Source organism: Microbacterium sp. NPDC077663, from assembly GCF_044542795.1.
In the GTDB taxonomy this organism is placed as follows: Bacteria; Actinomycetota; Actinomycetes; order Actinomycetales; family Microbacteriaceae; genus Microbacterium.
The window spans coordinates 1,223,017-1,244,751 of the sequence record NZ_JBITVE010000001.1 but is presented as its reverse complement, the minus strand read 5'-3'; the positions used below and the strand labels follow the sequence as shown (position 1 = coordinate 1,244,751).

At 68.8% G+C, this 21,735-nt stretch carries 19 protein-coding genes, 2 tRNA genes and 1 pseudogene; 12 read left to right on the top strand and 10 right to left on the bottom strand.

Going from position 1 to position 21,735, the window contains the following annotated elements; genetic code table 11:
- Positions 1 to 2 precede the first annotated feature (2 nt).
- On the bottom strand, positions 3 to 1,052 hold the full coding sequence (locus ACIGEP_RS06100; protein ID WP_396660708.1) for a tyrosine-type recombinase/integrase: 1,050 nt from the start codon (positions 1,050 to 1,052) through the stop codon (positions 3 to 5).
- A 125-nt stretch (positions 1,053 to 1,177) separates the two neighbouring features.
- Positions 1,178 to 1,248, bottom strand: a tRNA-Gly gene (locus ACIGEP_RS06095).
- A 94-nt stretch (positions 1,249 to 1,342) separates the two neighbouring features.
- Between ACIGEP_RS06095 and ACIGEP_RS06090 the strand changes: the two genes are divergently transcribed.
- The 6 genes and pseudogenes from ACIGEP_RS06090 (at position 1,343) to ACIGEP_RS06065 (ending at position 6,469) form a co-directional block, all read left to right on the top strand.
- Positions 1,343 to 1,419: transfer RNA gene (locus tag ACIGEP_RS06090), tRNA-Pro, on the top strand.
- A gap of 68 nt (positions 1,420 to 1,487) precedes the next feature.
- The gene (gene tig, locus ACIGEP_RS06085) at positions 1,488 to 3,026 is read left to right on the top strand and encodes a trigger factor (protein ID WP_396660706.1); all 1,539 of its coding nucleotides are present in this window, start codon (positions 1,488 to 1,490) and stop codon (positions 3,024 to 3,026) included.
- 153 nt (positions 3,027 to 3,179) lie between these two features.
- Positions 3,180 to 3,776: pseudogene (locus tag ACIGEP_RS06080) on the top strand (ATP-dependent Clp protease proteolytic subunit); the annotation flags it as partial.
- Between the two features lie 20 nt (positions 3,777 to 3,796).
- Positions 3,797 to 4,462 carry an ATP-dependent Clp protease proteolytic subunit gene (locus ACIGEP_RS06075; RefSeq protein WP_396660704.1) on the top strand — a complete coding sequence of 222 codons (666 nt, stop codon included), beginning with the start codon at positions 3,797 to 3,799 and terminating at the stop codon, positions 4,460 to 4,462.
- Between the two features lie 130 nt (positions 4,463 to 4,592).
- Positions 4,593 to 5,861 (top strand): ATP-dependent Clp protease ATP-binding subunit ClpX, encoded by a 1,269-nt coding sequence (gene clpX / locus ACIGEP_RS06070; RefSeq protein ID WP_396660703.1) that lies wholly within the window; start codon positions 4,593 to 4,595, stop codon positions 5,859 to 5,861.
- Between the two features lie 44 nt (positions 5,862 to 5,905).
- Positions 5,906 to 6,469, top strand: a complete 564-nt coding sequence (locus ACIGEP_RS06065) for a dihydrofolate reductase family protein (RefSeq protein ID WP_396660702.1) — start codon at positions 5,906 to 5,908, stop codon at positions 6,467 to 6,469.
- 6 nt (positions 6,470 to 6,475) lie between these two features.
- Here the strand turns inward: ACIGEP_RS06065 and ACIGEP_RS06060 are convergent, their stop codons facing one another.
- On the bottom strand, positions 6,476 to 8,533 hold the full coding sequence (locus ACIGEP_RS06060; RefSeq protein WP_396660701.1) for a M3 family metallopeptidase: 2,058 nt from the start codon (positions 8,531 to 8,533) through the stop codon (positions 6,476 to 6,478).
- A 96-nt stretch (positions 8,534 to 8,629) separates the two neighbouring features.
- Between ACIGEP_RS06060 and ACIGEP_RS06055 the strand changes: the two genes are divergently transcribed.
- Both ACIGEP_RS06055 and ACIGEP_RS06050 read left to right on the top strand, forming a co-directional pair.
- The gene (locus ACIGEP_RS06055) at positions 8,630 to 9,229 is read left to right on the top strand and encodes an ArsR/SmtB family transcription factor (protein WP_396660700.1); all 600 of its coding nucleotides are present in this window, start codon (positions 8,630 to 8,632) and stop codon (positions 9,227 to 9,229) included.
- Positions 9,226 to 9,441, top strand: coding sequence for a hypothetical protein (locus ACIGEP_RS06050; protein WP_396660699.1), 216 nt, complete (start codon positions 9,226 to 9,228; stop codon positions 9,439 to 9,441). Before ACIGEP_RS06055 ends, ACIGEP_RS06050 begins: the two co-directional genes overlap by 4 nt.
- 7 nt (positions 9,442 to 9,448) lie before the next feature.
- Here the strand turns inward: ACIGEP_RS06050 and ACIGEP_RS06045 are convergent, their stop codons facing one another.
- The 5 genes from ACIGEP_RS06045 to ACIGEP_RS06025 form a co-directional block, all read right to left on the bottom strand.
- The gene (locus ACIGEP_RS06045; protein ID WP_396660698.1) at positions 9,449 to 9,697 is read right to left on the bottom strand and encodes a hypothetical protein; all 249 of its coding nucleotides are present in this window, start codon (positions 9,695 to 9,697) and stop codon (positions 9,449 to 9,451) included.
- 1 nt (position 9,698) lies between these two features.
- Positions 9,699 to 12,275 (bottom strand): valine--tRNA ligase, encoded by a 2,577-nt coding sequence (gene valS, locus ACIGEP_RS06040; protein WP_396660697.1) that lies wholly within the window; start codon positions 12,273 to 12,275, stop codon positions 9,699 to 9,701.
- A 209-nt stretch (positions 12,276 to 12,484) separates the two neighbouring features.
- The gene (locus ACIGEP_RS06035; RefSeq protein WP_396660696.1) at positions 12,485 to 13,291 is read right to left on the bottom strand and encodes a MetQ/NlpA family ABC transporter substrate-binding protein; all 807 of its coding nucleotides are present in this window, start codon (positions 13,289 to 13,291) and stop codon (positions 12,485 to 12,487) included.
- Between the two features lie 34 nt (positions 13,292 to 13,325).
- Positions 13,326 to 14,018 carry a methionine ABC transporter permease gene (locus tag ACIGEP_RS06030; protein WP_396660695.1) on the bottom strand — a complete coding sequence of 231 codons (693 nt, stop codon included), beginning with the start codon at positions 14,016 to 14,018 and terminating at the stop codon, positions 13,326 to 13,328.
- Positions 14,015 to 14,758, bottom strand: a complete 744-nt coding sequence (locus ACIGEP_RS06025) for a methionine ABC transporter ATP-binding protein (RefSeq protein WP_396660694.1) — start codon at positions 14,756 to 14,758, stop codon at positions 14,015 to 14,017. The genes ACIGEP_RS06030 and ACIGEP_RS06025 overlap by 4 nt, the downstream gene beginning before the upstream one ends.
- Before the next feature lie 48 nt (positions 14,759 to 14,806).
- On the opposite strand from ACIGEP_RS06025, the gene ACIGEP_RS06020 reads away from it, so the two are divergent.
- Positions 14,807 to 15,220 (top strand): OsmC family protein, encoded by a 414-nt coding sequence (locus ACIGEP_RS06020; RefSeq protein WP_396660693.1) that lies wholly within the window; start codon positions 14,807 to 14,809, stop codon positions 15,218 to 15,220.
- Between the two features lie 4 nt (positions 15,221 to 15,224).
- On the opposite strand, the gene ACIGEP_RS06015 is transcribed toward ACIGEP_RS06020, so the two are convergent.
- Entirely contained in the window at positions 15,225 to 15,737 is a 513-nt protein-coding gene (locus ACIGEP_RS06015) for a GNAT family N-acetyltransferase (RefSeq protein ID WP_396660692.1), read from the bottom strand.
- A 2-nt stretch (positions 15,738 to 15,739) separates the two neighbouring features.
- Positions 15,740 to 16,396, bottom strand: coding sequence for a pentapeptide repeat-containing protein (locus ACIGEP_RS06010; protein WP_396660691.1), 657 nt, complete (start codon positions 16,394 to 16,396; stop codon positions 15,740 to 15,742).
- Positions 16,397 to 16,616: 220 nt separating this feature from the next.
- On the opposite strand from ACIGEP_RS06010, the gene ileS reads away from it, so the two are divergent.
- From ileS to ACIGEP_RS05995, 3 genes are read left to right on the top strand one after another with little or no spacing between them, the layout of a single operon-like run.
- The gene (gene ileS, locus ACIGEP_RS06005) at positions 16,617 to 19,994 is read left to right on the top strand and encodes an isoleucine--tRNA ligase (RefSeq protein ID WP_396660690.1); all 3,378 of its coding nucleotides are present in this window, start codon (positions 16,617 to 16,619) and stop codon (positions 19,992 to 19,994) included.
- On the top strand, positions 19,991 to 21,343 hold the full coding sequence (locus ACIGEP_RS06000) for a bifunctional folylpolyglutamate synthase/dihydrofolate synthase (RefSeq protein WP_396660689.1): 1,353 nt from the start codon (positions 19,991 to 19,993) through the stop codon (positions 21,341 to 21,343). The genes ileS and ACIGEP_RS06000 overlap by 4 nt, the downstream gene beginning before the upstream one ends.
- Positions 21,340 to 21,735, top strand: coding sequence for a DUF4233 domain-containing protein (locus ACIGEP_RS05995; RefSeq protein WP_396660688.1), 396 nt, complete (start codon positions 21,340 to 21,342; stop codon positions 21,733 to 21,735). Before ACIGEP_RS06000 ends, ACIGEP_RS05995 begins: the two co-directional genes overlap by 4 nt.

Here is a 21,735-nt window from a genome sequence, read left to right as displayed (position 1 = left end):
GGCTACGAGATGCGTCTCACGAGCGCGTCGATTCTTTCCACGGCTTCCTCGTGCACGCGATCCGGGGTGTGTAGATAGCGGCGGGTCGAGACGGGGCTTGCGTGCCCGGCGCGCTCCTGAGCCACGATGACGCCCGCCTCCTCGACCACTAGGGAAAGTCCGACGTGACGGAGATCGTGAAGTCGGAAGTCGGTGATGCCTGCTTCGTTAGTGGCCTTGATCCAGGCGTTGCGGAGCCCGTTGCGAGTGATACGCGCGGAGCGCTCCCCGGCGAAGAGCGGTCCCGAGATCCGGACCGGAAGCGCATCAAGCGCGAGGCGTCCCCGCTCTAGAAGGAGAACGGTCTTGTGCTGACGGGTTTTGGTGTCCGTAACGAGGCCCTCTTTCGTCAACTGCTTCGTGACACTGAGCCGCCCGGTCCGACGGTCATAGTCCTGAGCGTCGAGAGCCACAAGTTCCCCGAGGCGAACGTGCCCAGCGAGGAGCACCTCGACGGCAGCGCGATAGAAGGGGTTGAGGTGGGCAAGCACAGCATCGACGTGGTGCATCTCGAACGTCGGACGCGGCCTCGCGACGTCCTTTCCGGCGTTCTCGATCTCGACGGTCCATGCAGGCAGGTAACCCCACCGCACCGCGAGCTTCATCATCGAGCGGAGAGTGAAGTAGGCGTTACGCCGCAGAACCGGCTTCAGGCCTGCACGTGCCCACCAGAGGTCCACCTTGCGTTGCGTGAGCTGGTCGAGCGTGAGTGTCCCGAAAGCGGGTAGGAGAGTGGTGTTGAGGAGGCTCACCCAGTTCCTATATGTGCCGACTGTAATGAGGCGCTCACGCGCTGCGAGGTACTCCTTCGCGAAGGCTTCAAAGCGGACGGGCGAGGCGGGCATCGGCTCGTCATGGAGTCCTGATTGGACCTCGCGCAGGTGCGCTTCAGCCTGGCGTTTCGTGACACCCCTAAGGACCTTCGAGCGCCGCGTGCCGCTCTGGTCGGTCCATCGGATCCGGTAACCGTTTTTGTAGACCTCGACGCTTCCCGCGCCTTTGCTCCGTGCCATGGTGGCTCCCTGGTATCAGGGGAGCGGACCAATCGGCCATGAATCGGCCACGGAGCCGCTCCCTACAGTGGGAGCAAGGTCTTCATCTCGGAGCGTTCCTTTGTGGGAGTAGGACTAACAGACAGAGGGGATGACGGGAATCGAACCCGCGTAATCAGTTTGGAAGACTGAGGCTCTACCATTGAGCTACATCCCCGTCGGCACTGCGATGAGCGCCTCGACGAGTGTACCCGACATGGTCGGCTAGACTGACCAACGGCCGTTTTTCGGCGCTCGCCAGCGTGCGCGCCCGGGGCGTAGCTCAGCTTGGTAGAGCGCCCGCTTTGGGAGCGGGAGGCCGCAGGTTCAAATCCTGTCGCCCCGACCAACGGCCCCACGAACCCAGATCACCGAACGGACGCGCGCGTGCGCGGCCGGACAAGGAGAACGACAGGCATGGTCACCAGCACCGTCGAGCAGCTCACCCCCACCCGGGTAAAGCTCCACATCACGGTCACCCCGGAGGAGCTCAAGCCGAGCATCTCCCACGCGTACGAGCACATCGCGCAGGACGTGCAGATCCCCGGCTTCCGCAAGGGCAAGGTCCCGGCGCCGATCATCGACCAGCGCATCGGGCGCGAGGCCGTCCTCGAGCACGCCGTCAGCGAAGGGCTCGACGCGTTCTACCGTGAGGCCGTCACGGCCAACGAGGTCCGCATCGTCGGTCGTCCCGCCGCCGAGATCGTCGAATGGCCGAGCACGAAGGACTTCTCCGGCGACCTCAAGGTCGAGGTCGAGGTCGACGTCCGCCCCGAGTTCGAGCTGCCGTCCTACGACGACATCACGATCGAGGTCGACGCCGTCGAGACCGACGAGGCCGCCGTCGACGCCGAGCTCGACAAGCTCCGCAGCCGTTTCGGCACGCTCGTGACGGTCGACCGTCCCGCCAAGGCCGGCGACTTCGTCGAGCTGGACCTCGTCGCCACGATCGACGGCGCCGAGATCGACCGCGCCGAGGGCGTCTCGTACGAGGTCGGCTCGGGCGAGCTCCTCGAGGGCATCGATGAGGCCGTCGATTCGCTCACCGCCGGTGAGGACACCACCTTCCGCTCGAAGCTCGTCGGCGGCGACCACGCCGGTGAAGAGGCCGAGGTCGCCGTGACCGTCAAGGCCGTCAAGGAGCGCGAGCTCCCCGAGGCCGACGACGACTTCGCGCAGGTCGCCTCCGAGTTCGACACGATCGCCGAGCTCCGCGAGAGCCTCGTCGAGCGCGTCTCGGAGCAGGCCGTCTTCACGCAGGGCTCCGCCGCGCGCGACAAGCTCGTCGAGGCGCTCATCGAGAAGGCCGACATCCCCGTCCCCGCCAAGCTCGTCGAGGACGAGGTGCACGCCCACCTCGAGGGCGAGGGTCGCCTCGAGGACGACGTGCACCGCGCCGAGGTCACCGAGGCCAGCGAGAAGCAGTTCCGCACGCAGATGATCCTCGACAAGATCGCCGAGAAGCACGAGGTGCAGGTCTCCCAGGAGGAGCTCACGCAGTACCTCATCCAGTCCTCGTCGCAGTACGGCATGTCGCCGCAGGACTTCGTCAACGCGCTGCAGGAGGGCAACCAGATCCCCCTCATGGTGGGCGAGGTCGCCCGCAACAAGGCTCTCGCCATCGCACTCGGCAAGGTCAACGTCGTCGACACCGACGGGAAGAAGGTCGACCTGACCGGCTTCGCCGCTGAGGAGGACGAGACCCTCGACGCCGCCGACGAGGCTGCGGACGAGAAGCCCGCCGCCAAGAAGGCTCCGGCCAAGAAGGCTCCTGCGAAGAAGCCCGCCGCCAAGAAGGCGGATACCGCCGACGAGGCCGCGGACGAGAAGCCGGCCGCCAAGAAGGCTCCGGCCCGCAAGCCCGCCGCGAAGAAGGCCGATGCGGAGTCTGCCGAGGCTCCTGCGAAGAAGGCTCCCGCCAAGCGCGCGACCAAGAAGGCCGCCGACAGCGAGTGACCGTTTCGAAGGGCGGCGGGTGTCTCACGGCCCCGTCGCCCTTCGGCGTTTCCGGGCGCCGAGAACGACAGATGCCCACGCCGGTATGCCCACGGCGAACACGGGCGAGGCGCTCGGGACGCGCCACTAGATTCGAAGCACGAACACGAATCCAGGAGAGCATCCATGGCTGAACCCCTTATGGCGACCAGTGTCTTCGACCGGCTGCTGAAGGACCGAATCATCTGGCTCGGTTCCGAGGTGCGCGACGAGAACGCGAATGAGATCTGCGCCAAGATCCTGCTGCTCGCGGCCGAGGATTCCGAGAAGGACATCTACCTCTACATCAACTCGCCCGGTGGATCGATCACCGCCGGTATGGCGATCTACGACACGATGCAGTTCGTGCCGAACGACATCGTCACCGTGGGCATCGGCATGGCGGCCTCGATGGGTCAGCTCCTGCTGACCAGCGGCACCAAGGGCAAGCGCTACATCACCCCGAACGCGCGCGTGCTGCTGCACCAGCCCCACGGCGGATTCGGCGGCACCTCCAGCGACATCCAGACGCAGGCCCAGCTCATCGTCTCGATGAAGAACCGACTGGCCGAGATCACCTCGGCGCAGACGGGCAAGTCCGTCGAGCAGATCAACGCCGACGGCGACCGCGACCGCTGGTTCACGGCCGAGGAGGCCCTGGAGTACGGCTTCGTCGACCACATCCGCGAGCACGCCGCCGACGTCACCGGCGGCGGCGGGACCGAGAACTGAACGACCGGAGGACGAAGAGAATGAACACCCCCACTTTCGGTCGCCCGCAGGGCGTCGCGATGCCCTCGAGCCGCTACATCCTGCCGCAGTTCGAAGAACGCACCGCCTACGGCTACAAGCGTCAGGACCCCTACAACAAGTTGTTCGAGGACCGCGTCATCTTCCTCGGCGTCCAGGTCGACGACGCATCCGCGGACGACGTCATGGCGCAGCTGCTGGTCCTGGAGTCCATGGACCCCGACCGCGACATCATCATGTACATCAACTCGCCGGGCGGTTCGTTCACCGCCATGACGGCGATCTACGACACGATGCAGTACATCTCGCCCCAGGTGTCGACGGTCGTCCTCGGTCAGGCTGCCTCGGCGGCATCCGTCCTGCTCGCGGCCGGTGCCCCCGGCAAGCGTCTCGCGCTGCCCAACGCCCGCATCCTCATGCACCAGCCCGCCGTCGGCGAGTCCGGTCACGGTCAGGCATCGGACATCGAGATCCAGGCGGCGGAGATCCTCCGCATGCGCACCTGGCTCGAGGAGACGATGGCGCGGCACACCAACCGCACCGTCGAGCAGGTGAACAAGGACATCGACCGCGACAAGATCCTGTCCGCGAACGAGGCCCTGGAGTACGGCATCGTCGACCAGGTCCTGACCTCGCGCAAGCGCACTCCCGCCGCCATCACGGCCTGATGCCGGCACGACGACGCCCCGCCGATCCGTCGGCGGGGCGTCGTCGTCCACACTCGTGTCGCAATCCGCCCCGTGCCCGGATCTGCGATTAGGCTCATCTGCACCGGCACCGAATCCTGAGGGGGACACCATGGCACGCATCGGTGAGAGCGCCGACCTGTTCAAGTGTTCCTTCTGCGGCAAGAGCCAGAAGCAGGTCCAGCAGCTGATCGCCGGCCCCGGCGTCTACATCTGCGACGAGTGCGTCGAGCTCTGCAACGAGATCATCGAAGAGCGCATGGCCGAGTCGGGTGACGGGGAGGTAAAGGACTTCGACCTCCCCAAGCCCCGCGAGATCTTCAGCTTCCTCGAGGAGTACGTCGTCGGACAGGACCCCGCCAAGCGCGCCCTCGCCGTCGCCGTCTACAACCACTACAAGCGCGTCCGCGCCCGCAGCACGATCCAGTCCGCCGAGCAGCGTGCGGACGAGGTCGAGATCGCCAAGAGCAACATCCTGCTATTGGGACCGACCGGATGCGGCAAGACCTACCTCGCGCAGACGCTCGCCAAGCGACTCAACGTCCCGTTCGCGGTGGCGGATGCGACGGCCCTCACCGAGGCCGGCTACGTCGGCGAGGACGTCGAGAACATCCTCCTGAAACTTCTGCAGGCGGCGGACTTCGACGTGAAGCGCGCCGAGACCGGCATCATCTACATCGACGAGGTCGACAAGATCGCCCGCAAGGCCGAGAACCCCTCGATCACGCGTGACGTGTCGGGCGAAGGCGTCCAGCAGGCGCTCCTGAAGATTCTCGAGGGGACCGTCGCGTCCGTGCCGCCGCAGGGCGGCCGCAAGCATCCGCACCAGGAATTCATCCAGATCGACACGACGAATGTCCTCTTCATCGTGGCGGGGGCATTCGCCGGGCTGGAGGACATCATCTCGTCGCGCGTCGGCAAGCACGGTGTGGGCTTCGGTGCCCCGCTGCAGGACAAGGAGCAGGAGCAGGACGTGTTCCGCGACGTCCTGCCCGAAGACCTGCACAAGTTCGGCCTCATCCCCGAGTTCATCGGTCGTCTCCCCGTCGTGACGACGGTGTCGCCGCTCGACCAGACGGCGCTCATCGAGATCCTGACCGGACCCAAGAACGCCTTCGTGAAGCAGTACCAGCGCATGTTCGAGCTGGACGGTGTCGAGCTCGAGTTCGAGGATGACGCACTCCGTGCGATCGCCGATCTCGCCGTCGCGCGCAAGACGGGTGCCCGTGGCCTGCGCGCGATCCTCGAGGACGTCCTCGGCCCGATCATGTTCGAGATCCCGTCGGCGGAGGACGTCGACAAGGTCGTCGTGACCCGCGCCGCCGTCGAGGACGGTGCGCCGCCGACCCTCGTGCTGCGTCAGAAGCGCAAGAGCGCCTGACGCTCCGGCTGTCGATGTCGTAGGGCCGCGGTAGCGTGCCCGACATGGGACGCATCCTCTACGACACCGCGACGTCCGCCAACGGGTTCATCGCCGACGAGGACAACTCGCTGGCGTGGCTCTTCGCCGTCGAGAACGGCGAATCCCCCGACGACTCCCTGTTGCCCTCAGGGGCGACGGTGCTCGTCGAGGGGTCGACGACGTACGAATGGGTGCTCGCCGAGTCCGACATCCTCGCCCACCCGGAACGCTGGGCCGAGTTCCACGGTGACCGTCCGACCTTCGTGTTCACGTCGCGCGAGCTCCCGAAGCCCGTCGGCGCCGACATCCGCTTCGTCGGCGGATCGGTGGCATCGATCCTGCCCGACATCCGTGCGGCCGCGGGAGACGGCGACGTGTGGATCCTGGGCGGGGGAGACCTCGCGGCTCAGTTCCTCGACATCGGCGCGCTCGACGAGATCGCCGTCTCGGTCGCGCCGGTCTTCCTCGCCGGGGGCGCGCCGCTCCTGCCCCGTCGGCTGGAATCCGACCGCCTGCGGCTCGTATCGGCCGAGGCGGTCGGGCAGTTCGCGCGCCTGGTCTACAGCGTCCGCCCGGCGAGCGAGTGAGTTCGCTCAGCCGCTGAGGCCGCGACGTTCGAGGAGCGGCTCGATCCGCGCGTCACGCCCGCGGAAGTCGCGATATGCCTCCAGCGGGTCCTTCGAGCCGCCGACTCCCAGCAGACGTTCGCGGAAACGATCGCCGTTCGCGCGGGTCAGTCCGCCGTTCTCGCGGAACCACTCCACGGTGTCGGCGTCGAGGACTTCGCTCCAGATGTAGGAGTAGTACCCGGCGCTGTACCCGCCCGAGAAGACGTGCGCGAAGTAGGTCGACGAGTACCGGGTCGGCACGGCGGGATTGTCGAGGCCGATGTCGGCGAGGGCGGTGGCCTCGAAGGCGTCGACGTCGATCTCGGATGCCGTGTCCTCGACGTCCAGGCTGTGCCATGCCTGATCGATCCACGACGCCGCCAAGTACTCGCTCGTGGCGAAGCCCTGATTGAAGGCCTCCGACTCGCGGAGCTTCGCCACGACCGCCGCGGGGAGCGATTCATCGGTGTCGATGTGACGGGCGTAGGCGGCCAGGATCTCGGGCCAGAAGATCCACATCTCGTTGACCTGGCTGGGGAACTCGACGAAGTCGCGGAACACCGCGGTGCCGGCGAAGTGCGGGTACGTCACCGTCGCGAACAGCCCGTGGAGGGCGTGACCGAACTCGTGGAACAACGTCGTGACCTCGTCGAGCGTCAACAGCGTCGGGCTGCCCGGGGCGGGCTGCGGCACGTTGAGGTTGTTCACGACGATGGGCGCCGTCCCGCGCAGCGCGGACTGCGACTGGATCGAGTTCATCCACGCGCCACCGCGCTTGGAGTCGCGCGTGTAGAGATCCAGGATGTAGAGCCCGAGATGCGAACCGTCCTCGTTCCGCACTTCGAACACCCGGGCCCCCGGGTGATACGCGGGAAGGTCGCAGCGCTCGGTGAAGGTGATGCCGTACAGGTCGGTCGCCGCGCGGAAGACGCCGTCGACGAGCACCCGCTCCGCTTCGAACCACGGGCGCAGGGCCGTGCGGTCGAGGTCGTAGCGCGCGGCTCGGACCCGCTCCGTGTAGAACGCCCAGTCGTGCGCCGCGAGCGCGAATTCGCCGCCGTCGCGGTCGATGATCTCCTGGAGGGCCGCCTGCTCCTGACGCGCGTTTTCCGCAGCCGGCACGGCGAGTCGGCGCAGCAGGGCGTGGACCGCCTCGGGGGAGCCGGCCGTCTCGTCAGCGGTCACGTAAGCCGCGTGGGAGTCGTACCCCAGCACCCGGGCGCGCTCGGCGCGCAACCGCACGATCTCGGTGAGGACCGCGCGGTTGTCGTTCTCGTTCCCCCGACGTCCACGCGAGCGGGAGGCCGTCATGAGCTTCTCCCGGCTGGCGCGGGAGGTGAGCGAGGACAGGTAGGGATGCCCGGTGAACAGCGTCAGCGTGACCACGAACTTCCCCTCGAGGCCGCGATCGGTGGCGTTCCGGGCCGCGGCGGACAACTCGCCGTCGGTGAGTCCGGCCAGTTCGGCGGCATCGTCGAACACGACGGCGAGGTCGTTGGTGTCGGCGAGGAGGTTCTTCTCGAAGGTGGTCGTCAGCACGGAGAGCTGCTGGTTGAGTTCGGTGAGGACGGTCTTGTCGGCCTCATCGAGCCCTGCGCCCGCGTTCGTCATCTCGCGGTGGGTGCGCTCCACGAGATACCGGTCCTCAGCCGCGAGCCCCAACTCGTCCAGCTGTGCGTGTACCGCGGCCACTCGCTCGTACAGGCGGGCGTCCAGCGTCACGGCGTCCTGGTGCGCGGCCATGAGCGGCGCCAGCCGCTCGTCGATCTCCTGGATCTCGGCCGTCGCGTCGGCCGAGCTGACGGTGTAGAAGGTGCGCGCCACGCGACCCAGCAGTTCGCCGGATCGCTCGAGCGCGACGAGCGTGTTCTCGAAAGTCGGTGCCTCTGCCGAGGTCGCGATCGCCTCGATCTCGCCACGGTGCGCGGCGAACGCCTGCTCGAACGCGGGGAGGTAGTGCTCCGGGCGGATCCGGGGATAGTCGGGGAGGTCGAACGCGAGGGGGGAGGGCGAGAGGAGCGGGTTGGCAGCGGCATCCGTCATCGTCCCAGCGTACGTCGGGGAGTCGTCTCAGGACTGCAAAGAGGACATTGCAAAGAAATGCTTGCAAGTATTGTGTTGCAAAGGTATCTTTGCATTATGACCGAAACCGAGGATGTCCGAGAAGGGCGCACGCTGGATGCCGGTGCGCTCCGCGCGCTCGCCCACCCCCTGCGCGTGCAGCTCTTCGACATCCTGTCGCAGTACGGACCGCAGACCGCCAGCTCGCTCGCCGAGCGGACGGGGGAGTCGTCGGGAGCCACGAGCTACCACCTGCGCGCGCTGGCCAAGCAGGACCTCATCCGAGAGATCCCGGACCGCGGATCCGCACGAGAGCGGTGGTGGGAGCGCGCGGACAAGTCCGTGTCGTTCGACAGCCCCGAGGCGCTCGCCTCGCCCGCCGTGCGGTCGGCGACGCAGCTCATCATGAACGAGTTCCTCGGACGCCGTCACCAGCAGCTCATGCGCCACGTGAGCGAAGGCATCGCCGCGCCCGACAAGGAGGACGACGCCTCGATGATCTCGACGGCCAACATCCACCTCACGCGCGAACAGGCCGCCGATCTGATCGAACGGCTCTCGGCCGTCGTCTCCGACGTCGTCGCCGGCGCCCGCGGTCACGAGGAGGACCCCGACCGCTCACCGTTCACCGTTCGGGTGGACGTTTTCGCACTTCCCGAGGACGGAGACGGACGATGACCACGATCACCATTCCCGTGCTGGACGTCGCCGGCCGGCCGACCCGGCTCGAGGCGGCGCTGCTGGCCGCATCCGCGTCGGTGCAGCGCGGCGTCGCTGCGCGGATGATGCGTCGCGCCGAGCGGGCACTCGCGCGCTCAGCTGCCGACGAGTACGCCGAGCGCACGCGGGCGGACGTCGCGGCGCACCTCGCGCGTCACCCTCGGGCCTGAGCGCCGATCAGGCCATGCCGTCGTCGTCGAGATGCCCGACGACGACCTCGCCCTCGCGATCCACACGCACGACGACACCGGTCTCGAGTTCGGCGACCGGCCGTCCCTCCAGCCAGGTCAGCGTCCAGCGGGGCCGCGGCTGGCCGAGCGGATCCTGATCGATCGAGGCGTCGACCGCCGCGATCTGCTCGCGGAGCGCCTCAGGGACGGCACTGGGCGGCTGATCGCCGCTGGTCCACCGCGTTCCGAGCTGCATGTCACGCCTCCTGCGGGGTGAGGACGATGTCGCCGACCGACACGGTGTCGCCGGGCGCGTACGAAACCTGCGCGATGCGGCCCACGGCGGCGAGGTCGCCCTCTGCTGAGCGGATGGCGTCGAGGGCGGCATCCGGTCCCGTGATCGTCAGCGACTCCACCGGCGTCTTCTGCGAGGCCTTGGCCTCGGTCTTCGCGCGGCGCACGCTGATGAGGGCCTCGCCGACGGTGCGCAGCACGGCCGGGTCGCCCTCGATCCCGAGAGGCTCGGGCCACTCGGCCGTGTGCACGGAGCCCTCCTCGAACCAGGACCACGCCTCTTCCGCCGCGAACGACAGCACCGGGGCGAGCAGGCGCAGGAGGGTCGAGAGGGCCATCCGCAGCGACAGGGCCGCGGACGCCTGGCCGGCGTCGGCCTGGTTGTAGGCGCGTTCCTTCACGAGCTCGAGGTAGTCGTCGCAGAACGTCCAGAAGAACGCCTCGGTGATCTCCAGCGCCCGGGCGTGGTCGAAGGCGTCGAACGCCTTCGTCGCGTCGCGGACGACCTGGTCGAGCGTCGCCAGCATCGACGCGTCGAGAGCGTGCGTGATGCGGGCGTCCTCGGGCACCGGGAACGACAGCACGAACTTCGCGGCGTTCAGCACCTTGATCGCCAGACGCCGGCCGATCTTGACCTGCGTCGGGTTCTGCGGGTCGAATGCCGCGTCGGCGCCGAGCCGGCTGGAGGCCGCCCAGTAGCGCACCGCGTCGGTGCCGTGGGCGTCGAGGATGTCCGCCGGGGTCACCACGTTGCCCTTCGACTTCGACATCTTCTTGCGGTCGGGGTCGACGATGAAGCCCGAGATCGCGGCATCCGTCCAGGGCGCGCGGCCGTCCTCGAGCACCGAGCGCACCATGGTCGAGAACAGCCACGTGCGGATGATGTCCTGCCCCTGCGGGCGCACGTCGAACGGCGAGACGAGACTCCACAGTTCCTCGTCGCGCTGCCATCCGCCGGCGAGCTGCGGCGTGAGCGACGAGGTCGCCCACGTGTCGAAGATGTCGCGCTCGGCGTCGAAGCCGCCGGCAACCCCCCGATGGTCCTCGGTGTAGCCGTCGGGCACGTCGGTGGTGGGGTCGATGGGCAGACGCGCGAGGTCGGGGGTCAGCACGCGGTCGTAGTCGCGCTCACCGTTCTCATCGAGGGCGTACCAGACCGGGATCGGCACGCCGAAGAAGCGTTGGCGCGAAACGAGCCAGTCGCCGGTGAGCCCGTTGGTCCAGTTCTCGTATCGCACTCGCATGAAGTCGGGGTGCCAGCCCATGCTGCGGCCCATCTCGATGAGCTTCTCGCGCAGGTCCGCGTCGCGCGCGCCGTTGCGGAGGTACCACTGGCGCGTCGAGACGATCTCGAGGGGCCGGTCGCCCTTCTCGTAGAACTTCACGGGGTGGGTGAACGGCTTCGACACCTCGAGCAGCTCGCCGGACTCCTGCAGCAGCTCCACGATGCGCTTCTTGGCGCTGAACACGGTCTTGCCGGCCAGCTCCGCGTACGCCGCCTTCGCGGCATCCGTCACGAGCACGTCAGGGGCCTCGTCGATGATCCGACCGTCGCGGCCGAGGATCGTGCGGTTGGGCAGATCGAGTTCGCGCCACCAGATGATGTCGGTGACATCGCCGAACGTGCAGATCATCGCGATACCGGTGCCCTTGTCCTTCACCGCCAGCGGGTGGGCGAGCACGGGCACCTCGACGTCGAAGAGCGGGGTGCGCACGGTCGAGCCGAAGTAGGGCTGATAGCGCTCGTCGTCGGGGTTCGCGACGAGGGCCACGCACGCGGGGAGAAGCTCAGGACGCGTCGTCTCGATGTGGATGTCGCCGGAGCCGTCGGACTTGTGGAAGGCGACGCGGTGATACGCGGCCTGCTGGTCGCGGTCCTCGAGCTCGGCCTGCGCGATCGCGGAGCGGAAGTCGATGTCCCAGAGGGTCGGCGCCATGGCCTGGTAGGCCTCGCCGCGGTCGAGGTTGCGCAGGAACGCGAGCTGGCTGGTGCGGATCGTGTCGTCCGAGATGGTGCGGTACGTCTGGGTCCAGTCCACCGACAGGCCGAGCTTGCGGAACAGGTCCTCGAACTGCTTCTCGTCCTCGATCGTCAGCTCCTCGCAGAGCTCGATGAAGTTGCGACGGCTGATCGGCACCTGGTCGGCGGGCTTCAGGCTCTTCGCATCACCGCGGAACGGCGGCGTGAAGTCGGGATCGTAGGGGAGCGAGGTGTCGCAGCGCACGCCGTAGTAGTTCTGCACGCGGCGCTCGGTGGGGAGCCCGTTGTCGTCCCAGCCCATCGGGTAGAACACGGTCTTGCCGCGCATGCGCTCGTAGCGCACCTTCACGTCGGTGTGCGTGTAACTGAACACGTGACCGATGTGGAGCGAACCGGATGCCGTCGGGGGAGGCGTGTCGATCGAGAAGACGCCCGCGCGGCCCTTGGCCTTGGCCGCCTCGCGGTCGAACAGGTACGTGCCGGCGTCGGACCATGCGGCATCCCACTTCTGCTCGAGGCCTTCCAGGGCGGGCTTGTCGGGAATGTGCGCGTTCGTCATGGTGATGCTCCTCGAGCGATATGTGCGGCACTGTGTGAGCGTGCCTGAGTGTGGGTGTCGCGCCAGTCTACCGCCGGGTCGGCGTCGCGTTCGGTGACGCTTCGCGAGGAGATGGAGGTTCCCGAGGAGCGGATGCCGGGGTGCTCCCCTCGGGACGCGTCATCTCCGCGCGAAGCGACGCCGCTGCGACGCCGTACCGCGTCAGCGCGTCAGAACGCCGCCTCGATGGTGGCGTTGCCGTCGATGATCTCGCGCACGGGGTCGCTCGTGAACGCGTCGACGAGTGCGGCCGTGGAGGGGGCATCCGCGTCCTCTTCGGGGACGACGAGCTGCAGCGCGAAGCGGTCATCGAGCTCGGTGAGCAGGCCGTCGTCCTGCGGGGTGAGACCGAGCGCAGCGATGTGCGAGGGCCACTGGAAGACGAGGTCGGCCTCGTCGTACGCCGTGTTCAGCTGGTTGATCTGCAGTTCGAGGAACTCCAGACCCTTCGGGTTCTCGGCGATGTCGTCGACGGTGGCCTCGTACGGGTCCACGCCCTCGGCCAGGGTGATGATGTCGGCGTCCGCGAGCATCTTCAGCGCGCGCCCGGTGTTCGACGCGTCGTTGGGGATGGCGACGGTCGCGCCCTGCGGCAGATCGGCGATGTCGTCGATCGTCTTGGAGTAGAAGGCGATCGTGAAGTTGTAGATCGGCTGCACGGCGGTCAGGGAGGCGTCGTTGGCCGCGTTGAACTCCTGCAGGTAGGGCTCGTGCTGCGAGAAGTTCGCGTCGATGTCCCCGGCGGCGAGCATCTTGTTGATGGTGACGTAGTCCGCGACCTCGACGAGCTCGACCTTGTACCCCTCCTCGATTTCGTCGGCCGCGGCCTCCACGATGTCGGTCATCGGTGAGGTGACGGCGCCGACGCGGATCGTCTGCACCTGATCGCCCCCGGACGTGGCGGGGGAGGCGCAGCCGGTCAGAAGGGCGACGGCGGCGGTGAAGGCTGCGGCGAGGGTGAGGCGGCGCGGGGACATGGGTGCTCCTTGTGGGATGGGGTGGGGGCAGTGGTCACCGGTGGTCGAGGCGGACCGAGATCCGCTGCCCGACCGCCTGGATCACGAGGACGATGACGAGGATGACGAGGATCGTGAAGTACATGAGCACGTCGTCGTACTCCTGGTAGCCGTAGCGCAGAGCGAAGTCGCCGATCCCGCCGCCGCCGACGACACCGAGAACGGTCGAGTAGGACAGCAGGCTGATGCTCGCCGAGGTCAGCGCGTACACGAGGCCGGGCAGGGCCTCGGGGAGCAGGAAGCGCCACACGGTCTGCGGAATCGTCGCACCGAGGGTCTGTGCGACCCGGGGGATGCCGGGGCTCACCTCGCGCAGGATCTGCTCGACCAGGCGGCCGTAGACGGCGACGGCGACGACGCACAGCGAGAACGTCGCTGCCGGCGTGCCGAAGGTCGTGCCGTAGATCGCCCGGGTCGCGGGCACGAGGAAGACGACCAGCAGCAGGAACGGGAACGAACGGATGACGTTGATCGAGAAGTTCGCGACGGTCCATACGACCCGCTGCGGGCGGATGCCGCCGGGTCGCGTCAGGTAGACGGCGGCACCGAGGGGCAGGCCGATCAGCACCGCTGCGGCGAGGGAGACACCGAGCATGTAGGCCGTCTCGCCGAGAGCATCGATGAGGTCGTCGCCGCGCTCGGCGAGCGATGCCCCGAGGGAGGCGAGGATGTCCTGCGGCTCGGTCATGCGCCGAGCTCCCGCCGCGCGCGGTCGAGATAGCCTTCGCGTTCGCGCCGCGCCGCCGGGGTGACCGTCAGCACCTCGACCAGCCTTCCCGCGTCGCAGAGGGCGACCCGTTCGCACACGTCGCGGACGACGTCGAGATCGTGCGTCACGATGACGACGGTGGTCCCGAAGCGGTCGCGCGCGTCACGGAGGAGGTCGAGCACCTCGGCCGCCGTCGCCGCATCGAGCGCCGACGTCGGCTCGTCGCACAGCAGGAGACGCGGACGCGTCACCAGGGACCGGGCGATCCCGACGCGTTGGCGCTGTCCGCCGCTGAGCTGCGCGGGGTAGGCATCCGCTCGGTGATCGAGCCCGACGAAGCGGAGGACCTCGTCGACGGCCCGAGGAAAGCGCTCACGCCGCGGGCGGAGTGCGAGGGCGATCTCGACGTTCTGCCGCACGGTGCGGTTGGCCAGCAGGTGAACGCCCTGGAACACCACGCCGATCTCGCGACGCAGCCGACGAAGACCCGCCCGATCGAGTCGGCCGACATCATGGCCGAGCACCGTGACGGTGCCGTGGGTCGGTACGACCTCCCCGGTCAGCAGAGTGAGGAGGGTGCTCTTGCCCGCACCGCTCTCACCGATCACACCGAGGATCTCGCCGTCCCGGACCGTCAGATCCACATCGGCCAGTCCGGTCACGCCGCCGGGGTACACGACGCTCGCGCGAGCGAGCGCAACCGGGTCGGCTGGCAGCACGATAGGACCTCAAGACGTTGTTGGATGAAGTCCAATTATAGTTCTGGCATGACCACCAGGTACCGGACCGAGGCGATCAACGACGACGGTGGGACGATGGTCAGCCGCGTCATCGGGGGCATGACCGTGCCCGTCACGAATCCGCTGAGCCCGGATGCCGACCTCTCACGCAGCAATCCCGAGCAGCTCCTCGCCCTCGCCTGGGCGACGTGCCTCGACGCGACCCTGCAGGCGATCGTGAAGAACGCGCACCGCACCCGCGTGCGGGTGGAGGTCGAGCTGCAGGACTCGCCCGCACGGGGCGGCTACGAGTTCCACGTGACCGCGTTCGTCTCGGCGGAGGGGCGCACCCTCGCCGAGACGGAGGACCTGGTGACCGCGGCGCACGATCGCTGCCCGATCTCCCGTCTCCTGCAGGGGGCGTCGACGGTCGCCCTCCGCGCCGAGGCGTGGGCGGGCTGACGCCTCAGCGGTCGACGGCGAAGCCGAGATGCGGCATGTCGACGCCGCGGTAGCGGACCGTGAACCGCCTGCGCACGGTCATCCCCAGCCGGATCGCGACGTTCATCGACGCGAGGTTGGTGTCACGGACCTTGGCCCACACCGACGCGGCATCCCGTTCGCGGAAGGCCCAGTCGCGGCTTGCGCTCGCCGCCTCGGTGGCGTACCCGCGATGCCAGTGGGACCTGCGGAACAGATAGCCGACCTCGAGGACCTCGTCGTCGTCGATGCGCTGACGAGTGATGCCGCATTGGCCGATGAGGTCCCCCGGGATGTCGGCGAGATCCACCGCCCACAGACCGAAACCGTCCTCCCGATACCGGCGGAGATTGCGTTCGAGCCACTGTCGCGATTCGTCCTCGGTGAAGGGTCCTTCGTACGCCCTCATCGCGACCGGATCGCTCAGGATCAGTCGGAGCGCCGGAAGGTCGTCGGGCGTCATCGGCCGCAGAACGAGGCGTTCGGTGCGCAGCTCCATGCTCAGCCCTGGACGTCGACGCCGAGGGATGCCGCGAACGCCCGCGCGTGCGAGGTCACCTGCGTCTCGGTGAGGGTCACGCCGCGCAGCATCCGCACATCGGTGAACGAGAGGACCTCTGCGCCCCGCAGGTCGACGTCACTCACCTGCCACTCGCGGAGGTCCATCTCGTCGATGGCGGTGTCGGCGAACCGCAGGCGTTCGACGCGGGCCCCGGGGACGTCGAGGGTGCCGATGCGGCATCCGCTCACGTCGACGTCGCGCAGGGTCGCTCCGCCGGCCGTCAGGTAGTCGACCCGTACCCCGTCGAGGAGGACGCCGTCGCAGCGCGCACGCGACAGGTCGAGGGTCCCGATCCGACCGCCGCGGATGACGACGGTCCGCCATGTGCCGTCGCGCGCGACGAGCTCCGCTGCCGACACACCCTCGAAGACCACATCGGCGAGGATCGCGCCGGTCAGGTCCACCGACTCGACGGATGCCGCGGCGACCACGCTCTCGCTGATGCGGGCGTGTGCGGCGTCCGTGCCTCCGGGCGTCAGTTCGAGACGCGCCTCGCCGATGTCCGCCGATCGACGCACCGACGCGGGCGAGAGCTCGTCCGGGAGGTCGGGATCGGGAACGCGGGGAGGCTCGGGACGGATGCGGGAGCGGGCCATGACGCCAGGCTATGCCGACGGTACGATCGAGTCATCAGCACCGATCCGGACATCACCGGGGAGCTCTCGGAAGAACAGCGGTCCGCCGCCCAGTAGAACCGAGCGGGGCAGGCCCGTCATCGCCGCAGGTGAGTGGGTGCACCCGGATCCGGGTTGCACCAAGCGGGGTGGTACCGCGGTCCTCGGATCGTCCTCGCAGGACCAGACCTGCAGGAGCGACATGACCTACCCCCGACCTTCCGCCTTCGGCGCCGCCGCCGACGCCCCCGCGGCCGTCGTCCCGAGCCCGCGCTTCCCCGACGTCGAGCGCGACGTCCTCGCGTTCTGGGAGCAGGACGACACGTTCCGGACGTCGATCGCGCAGCGCGACGGCGCCGACGAGTGGGTGTTCTACGACGGCCCGCCGTTCGCCAACGGCCTGCCGCACTACGGCCACCTCCTCACCGGCTATGCGAAGGATCTCTTCCCGCGCTTCCAGACGATGCGCGGCAAGAAGGTCGACCGCGTCTTCGGCTGGGACACGCACGGGCTGCCCGCCGAACTCGAGGCGATGAAGCAGCTCGGGATCACGGAGAAGAGCGAGATCGAGGAGATGGGGATCGCCGCCTTCAACGCGAAGGCGCGCTCATCCGTGCTCGAGTACACGCAGGAGTGGGAGAACTACGTCACCCGCCAGGCGCGGTGGGTCGACTTCGAGCGCGGCTACAAGACGCTCGACACCGGGTACATGGAATCCGTCCTCTGGGCGTTCAAGGAGCTCTACGACAAGGACCTCGCCTACGAGGGCCACCGCGTGCTGCCGTACTGCTGGCGTGACGAGACCCCGCTCTCGAACCACGAGCTGCGCATGGACGACGACGTCTACAAGATGCGTCAGGACCCGTCCGTGACGGTGACCTTCCCCCTGGTCGGCGCCAAGGCCGAGGCGCTGGGACTCACGGCGGTCCGCGCCCTCGCCTGGACGACGACCCCGTGGACCCTCCCGACCAATCTCGCGCTCGCCGTCGGCCCCGGCATCGAGTACGTCGTCCTGCCGGGCGGTCCCGCCGGAGCCGCCGACGTCCATGAGGACGCCCTCGAGGGTCAGTCGCACCGCTACCTGCTGGCCGCCGATCTGCTCGCGAACTACGCGAAAGACCTCGGCTACGCCTCGGCCGACGAGGCCCGGGACGCGGTCGACCAGACCGTCCGAGGTGCGGACCTCGCCGACGTCGCCTACGACCGCCTCTTCGACTACTACGCCGATGAGGAGACCTGGGGCACGCAGAGCGCCTGGCGCATCCTCGTCGACGACTACGTCACCACCACCGACGGCACGGGCATCGTCCACCAGGCCCCGGCCTACGGTGAGGACGACCAGCGCGTGACGGGGGCCGCCGGCATCCCGCTCATCATGAGCCTCGACGACGGCGGACGATTCCTGCCGCAGGTGACCGACGTCGCCGGCGAGCTGTGGATGGACGCGAACCGCCCCCTCATCCGCCTGCTCAAGGCCGAGGGGCGTCTGCTGCGCGAGGCGTCGTACGAGCACTCGTACCCGCACTGCTGGCGCTGCCGGAACCCCCTCATCTACAAGGCCGTCTCGAGCTGGTTCGTCCGCGTGACCTCGATCAAGGACCGCCTCGTCGAGCTCAACGAGCAGATCACCTGGGCGCCCGAGAACGTCAAGCACGGCCAGTTCGGCAAGTGGCTCGAGGGCGCGCGCGACTGGTCGATCAGCCGCAACCGGTTCTGGGGCTCGCCGATCCCGGTGTGGAAGAGCGACGACCCCGAGTACCCCCGCGTCGACGTCTACGGCTCGCTCGCCGACCTCGAGCGCGACTTCGGCCGACTCCCGGTCAACGAGGCGGGCGAGGTCGACCTGCACCGCCCCTTCATCGATGACCTGACCCGTCCGAACCCCGACGACCCGACCGGCACCTCGACGATGCGCCGCATCGAGGACGTCTTCGACGTCTGGTTCGACTCGGGTTCGATGCCGTACGCGCAGGTGCACTACCCGTTCGAGAGCCGCGAATGGTTCGACGAGCACGCCCCCGCCGACTTCATCGTCGAGTACATCGGGCAGACGCGCGGCTGGTTCTACGTCATGCATGTGCTCTCGGGCGCGCTGTTCGACCGACCGGCGTTCTCGGGCGTCGCCTGCCACGGCATCGTCCTCGGCAGCGACGGGCAGAAGATGTCGAAGTCGCTGCGGAACTATCCCGACGTCAGCGAGGTCTTCGACCGCGACGGCTCCGACGCGATGCGCTGGTTCCTCATGAGCTCATCGGTCCTGCGCGGCGGCAACCTCGTCGTCACCGAGGAGGGCATCCGCTCCGGCGTCCGCGAGTTCCTGCTGCCGCTGTGGAACGCCTGGTACTTCTTCTCCACGTATGCCAATGCCGCGGGCGGCCCGGACGGCGAGGGGTACGAGGCCGTGCGGCGCACGGACTCCACCAACGTCCTCGACCGCCACATCCTCGCCCTCACGGGCGACCTCGTCCGCGATGTCGCCGCCGATCTCGAGGCGCTCGACTCGACGATGGCGGCCGCGAAGCTCCGCGAGTTCGCCGAGGCGCTCACCAACTGGTACATCCGGCGTTCGCGCGACCGGTTCTGGGTGGGGGTGGATGCCGCCGACCCGACCACGACGGAGGCGTTCGACACGCTCTACACGGTGCTCGAGACGCTCACCCGCGTCGCGGCTCCGCTCATCCCGCTCGTCTCCGAACGCATCTGGCAGGGTCTCACCGGGGGCCGGAGCGTCCACCTCGAGGACTGGCCGGACGCCGACGAGTTCGCCCCGGCATCCGACATCCGCGAGGCCATGGACACCGTCCGCGAGGTCTCGTCCGTCGCGAACGCGCTTCGAAAGAAGGAGGGCAAGCGCGTGCGTCTGCCTCTCGCGTCGCTGACCGTCGCCGTCGCCGGTGCCGACGCGCTCGCGCAGTTCGAGGACATCGTCCGTGACGAGCTCAACGTCAAGGCCGTCGAGGTCGTCGAGCTGACCGAGGGCCTCGCCGAGCAGTACGGCATCAGCCAGCGGCTCGCCGTCAACGCGCGCGCCGCGGGTCCGCGCCTGGGCAAGCAGGTGCAGCACGTCATCGCGGGCGCCAAGGCAGGCCTGTGGACCGAGACGGATGGCGTCGTCGTCGTCGACGGCATCGCGCTCGAGCCGGGGGAGTACGATCTCACGCTCGAGGCCGGGGGCGTCGCCGAGGGCACCGCGATCGCGCTCCTGCCGCGCGGCGGGTTCGTCCTGCTCGACACCACGACGACGCCCGAGCTCGAGGCCGAGGGTCTCGCGCGCGACGTCATCCGCGCCGTGCAGGACGCCCGCAAGGCGGCCGGGTTCGAGGTGAGCGACCGCATCGCGCTGCAGCTCACCTTCGAGGACCGTGGCGACGCCGAAGCCGTCGCGTCCGCCTTCGACGTCGCGGACGTCGCGGGCGAGACCCTGTCGGTCGCCGACCTCGTCGCCACCGCCGACGGCACCACCCTGCGCGGCGAGGCACTGCGCTCGTCGCCGGAGCACACGGCATCCGTCCCCGCCGGCACGTACGCGAACGCCGGCGCCTTCACGATCGGCGCGCGCCGGATCGGAGCGACCTCATGAGCGACCGCACGCGAGCGGATGCCGTGTACGCGGCTCTCCTGGAGCGGCAGGGAGAGCGGTGGGTCGAGCCCCGCGTCGAGCGCACGCGCCGGGCCCTCGAGCTGTTGGGCGACCCGCAGCGCACGTATCGCGTCATCCACGTGACGGGGACAAACGGCAAGACGTCCACGAGCCGTATCGCGGAGTCCATCGTGCGCGCCCACGGACTGCGCACGGGCCTGTTCACCAGCCCCCACCTCGAGCGGTTCACCGAGCGCATCATGATCGACGGGGAACCGATCGCCGATGCCGCGGTCGCCGACGCGTGGGACGACATCGCGCCGATCGTCTCGCTCGTCGACGAGGAGCTCGCGGGCAAGGAGGAGCCGCCGCTCACCTTCTTCGAGCTGCTCACGGTGCTGGCTTTCGTCTCGTTCGCCGACGCGCCGGTCGACGTCGCGGTCATCGAGGTCGGGATGGGCGGTGCGTGGGACTCGACCAACACCGCCGACGGCGACGTCGCGGTCTTCGCGCCCATCGACATCGACCACGCCGACAAGCTCGGCGACACGATCGCCGAGATCGCGACGGTGAAAGCCGGGATCATCAAGCCGAACGCCGCCGTCGTCTCGGCCGCCCAGCAGCCCGCCGCGCTCTCCGTCCTCACCGCCGCCGCGCGCGCCCAGGGCGCCAGTCTCGCCGTCGACGGCGAGCAGTTCGGACTCCTCGACCAGAAGCTCGCGGTCGGCGGGCAGCTGCTGACCGTTCGCGGTCTGGCCGCCACGTACGACGAGCTCTACCTGCCTCTGTACGGAGCCCACCAGGGGCGCAACGCCACACTGGCGATCGCGGCGGTCGAATCGCTGATCGGAGGCGGCACCCAGCCGATCGCGCCCGACGTGCTCGCCGACGGCCTCGGTGCCGCGACCTCGCCCGGTCGTCTGCAGCTCGTCGGAGTCGCCCCCACCGTGCTCGTCGACAGCGCCCACAACCCGCACGGCGCCCGCTCACTGGTCGCCGCCCTCGGGGAGTCGTTCGACTTCGACGAGTGGGGCCTCGTGCTCGGCGCGTTCGCCGACAAGGACGTCGCCGGCATCGTCGGTACGCTCGCCCCCGCCGTGGCGCACGTGTTCGCGACTGCGCCCGAGTCCGACCGCGCCGAGGAGCCGGATGCCGTCGCCGACCTCGTCGAGCAGACCGAGACACCCGTCACCGTGCACCGCGACCTCGCCGAGGCCGCCGAGGCCGCGCGGGCCTGGGCCGCGGCATCCGATCGTCGCGCCGTCGTGATCGCCGGCAGTGTCGTGCTCGCCGGCGAGGCCGTCGTCCTCGCCGAGGCGGAGGACTGGAAGTCGGGGTACGAGTCGTGAGCACACCACGCGTGCGCCGACAGCGCGGAGCGCGGGAGTCGCTTCTGTCGGTGATCCTCGGCTTCGAGTCGATCGTCGCGTTCCTGGCCGGTCTCGCGGTCTACGGTCTGCGGGCGCTGCCCCAGGGGATCGAGCCGTGGTGGGGCATCGTCGGCGGAGTGGTCCTCGGCCTCCTGATGATCGCCCTCGCCGGTGTCACCCGCCATCGCTGGGCCGTCATCGCCGGCGGCGCCGTGCAGGTGGTCATCGCCCTCGGTGCGTTCCTGGTGCCGGCACTGCTCATCGCGGCGGCCGTTTTCGGTGCGTTGTACGTCTATGGCACCATCAAGGGCGGCGCGCTCGACGCGCGCAACGCCTCACTCGCCGCCGAGGCGGAGAAGAACGGAGACTGA

Excerpts from the sequence above, each read along its gene's own strand:
- ACIGEP_RS06100 (WP_396660708.1), bottom strand. The coding sequence starts at position 1,052 with ATGGCACGGAGCAAAGGCGCGGGAAGCGTCGAGGTCTACAAAAACGGT.
- tig (WP_396660706.1), top strand. The coding sequence starts at position 1,488 with ATGGTCACCAGCACCGTCGAGCAGCTCACCCCCACCCGGGTAAAGCTC.
- ACIGEP_RS06075 (WP_396660704.1), top strand. The coding sequence starts at position 3,797 with ATGAACACCCCCACTTTCGGTCGCCCGCAGGGCGTCGCGATGCCCTCG.
- clpX (WP_396660703.1), top strand. The coding sequence starts at position 4,593 with ATGGCACGCATCGGTGAGAGCGCCGACCTGTTCAAGTGTTCCTTCTGC.
- ACIGEP_RS06065 (WP_396660702.1), top strand. The coding sequence starts at position 5,906 with ATGGGACGCATCCTCTACGACACCGCGACGTCCGCCAACGGGTTCATC.
- ACIGEP_RS06060 (WP_396660701.1), bottom strand. The coding sequence starts at position 8,533 with ATGACGGATGCCGCTGCCAACCCGCTCCTCTCGCCCTCCCCCCTCGCG.
- ACIGEP_RS06055 (WP_396660700.1), top strand. The coding sequence starts at position 8,630 with ATGACCGAAACCGAGGATGTCCGAGAAGGGCGCACGCTGGATGCCGGT.
- ACIGEP_RS06050 (WP_396660699.1), top strand. The coding sequence starts at position 9,226 with ATGACCACGATCACCATTCCCGTGCTGGACGTCGCCGGCCGGCCGACC.
- ACIGEP_RS06045 (WP_396660698.1), bottom strand. The coding sequence starts at position 9,697 with ATGCAGCTCGGAACGCGGTGGACCAGCGGCGATCAGCCGCCCAGTGCC.
- valS (WP_396660697.1), bottom strand. The coding sequence starts at position 12,275 with ATGACGAACGCGCACATTCCCGACAAGCCCGCCCTGGAAGGCCTCGAG.
- ACIGEP_RS06035 (WP_396660696.1), bottom strand. The coding sequence starts at position 13,291 with ATGTCCCCGCGCCGCCTCACCCTCGCCGCAGCCTTCACCGCCGCCGTC.
- ACIGEP_RS06030 (WP_396660695.1), bottom strand. The coding sequence starts at position 14,018 with ATGACCGAGCCGCAGGACATCCTCGCCTCCCTCGGGGCATCGCTCGCC.
- ACIGEP_RS06020 (WP_396660693.1), top strand. The coding sequence starts at position 14,807 with ATGACCACCAGGTACCGGACCGAGGCGATCAACGACGACGGTGGGACG.
- ACIGEP_RS06015 (WP_396660692.1), bottom strand. The coding sequence starts at position 15,737 with ATGGAGCTGCGCACCGAACGCCTCGTTCTGCGGCCGATGACGCCCGAC.
- ACIGEP_RS06010 (WP_396660691.1), bottom strand. The coding sequence starts at position 16,396 with ATGGCCCGCTCCCGCATCCGTCCCGAGCCTCCCCGCGTTCCCGATCCC.
- ileS (WP_396660690.1), top strand. The coding sequence starts at position 16,617 with ATGACCTACCCCCGACCTTCCGCCTTCGGCGCCGCCGCCGACGCCCCC.
- ACIGEP_RS06000 (WP_396660689.1), top strand. The coding sequence starts at position 19,991 with ATGAGCGACCGCACGCGAGCGGATGCCGTGTACGCGGCTCTCCTGGAG.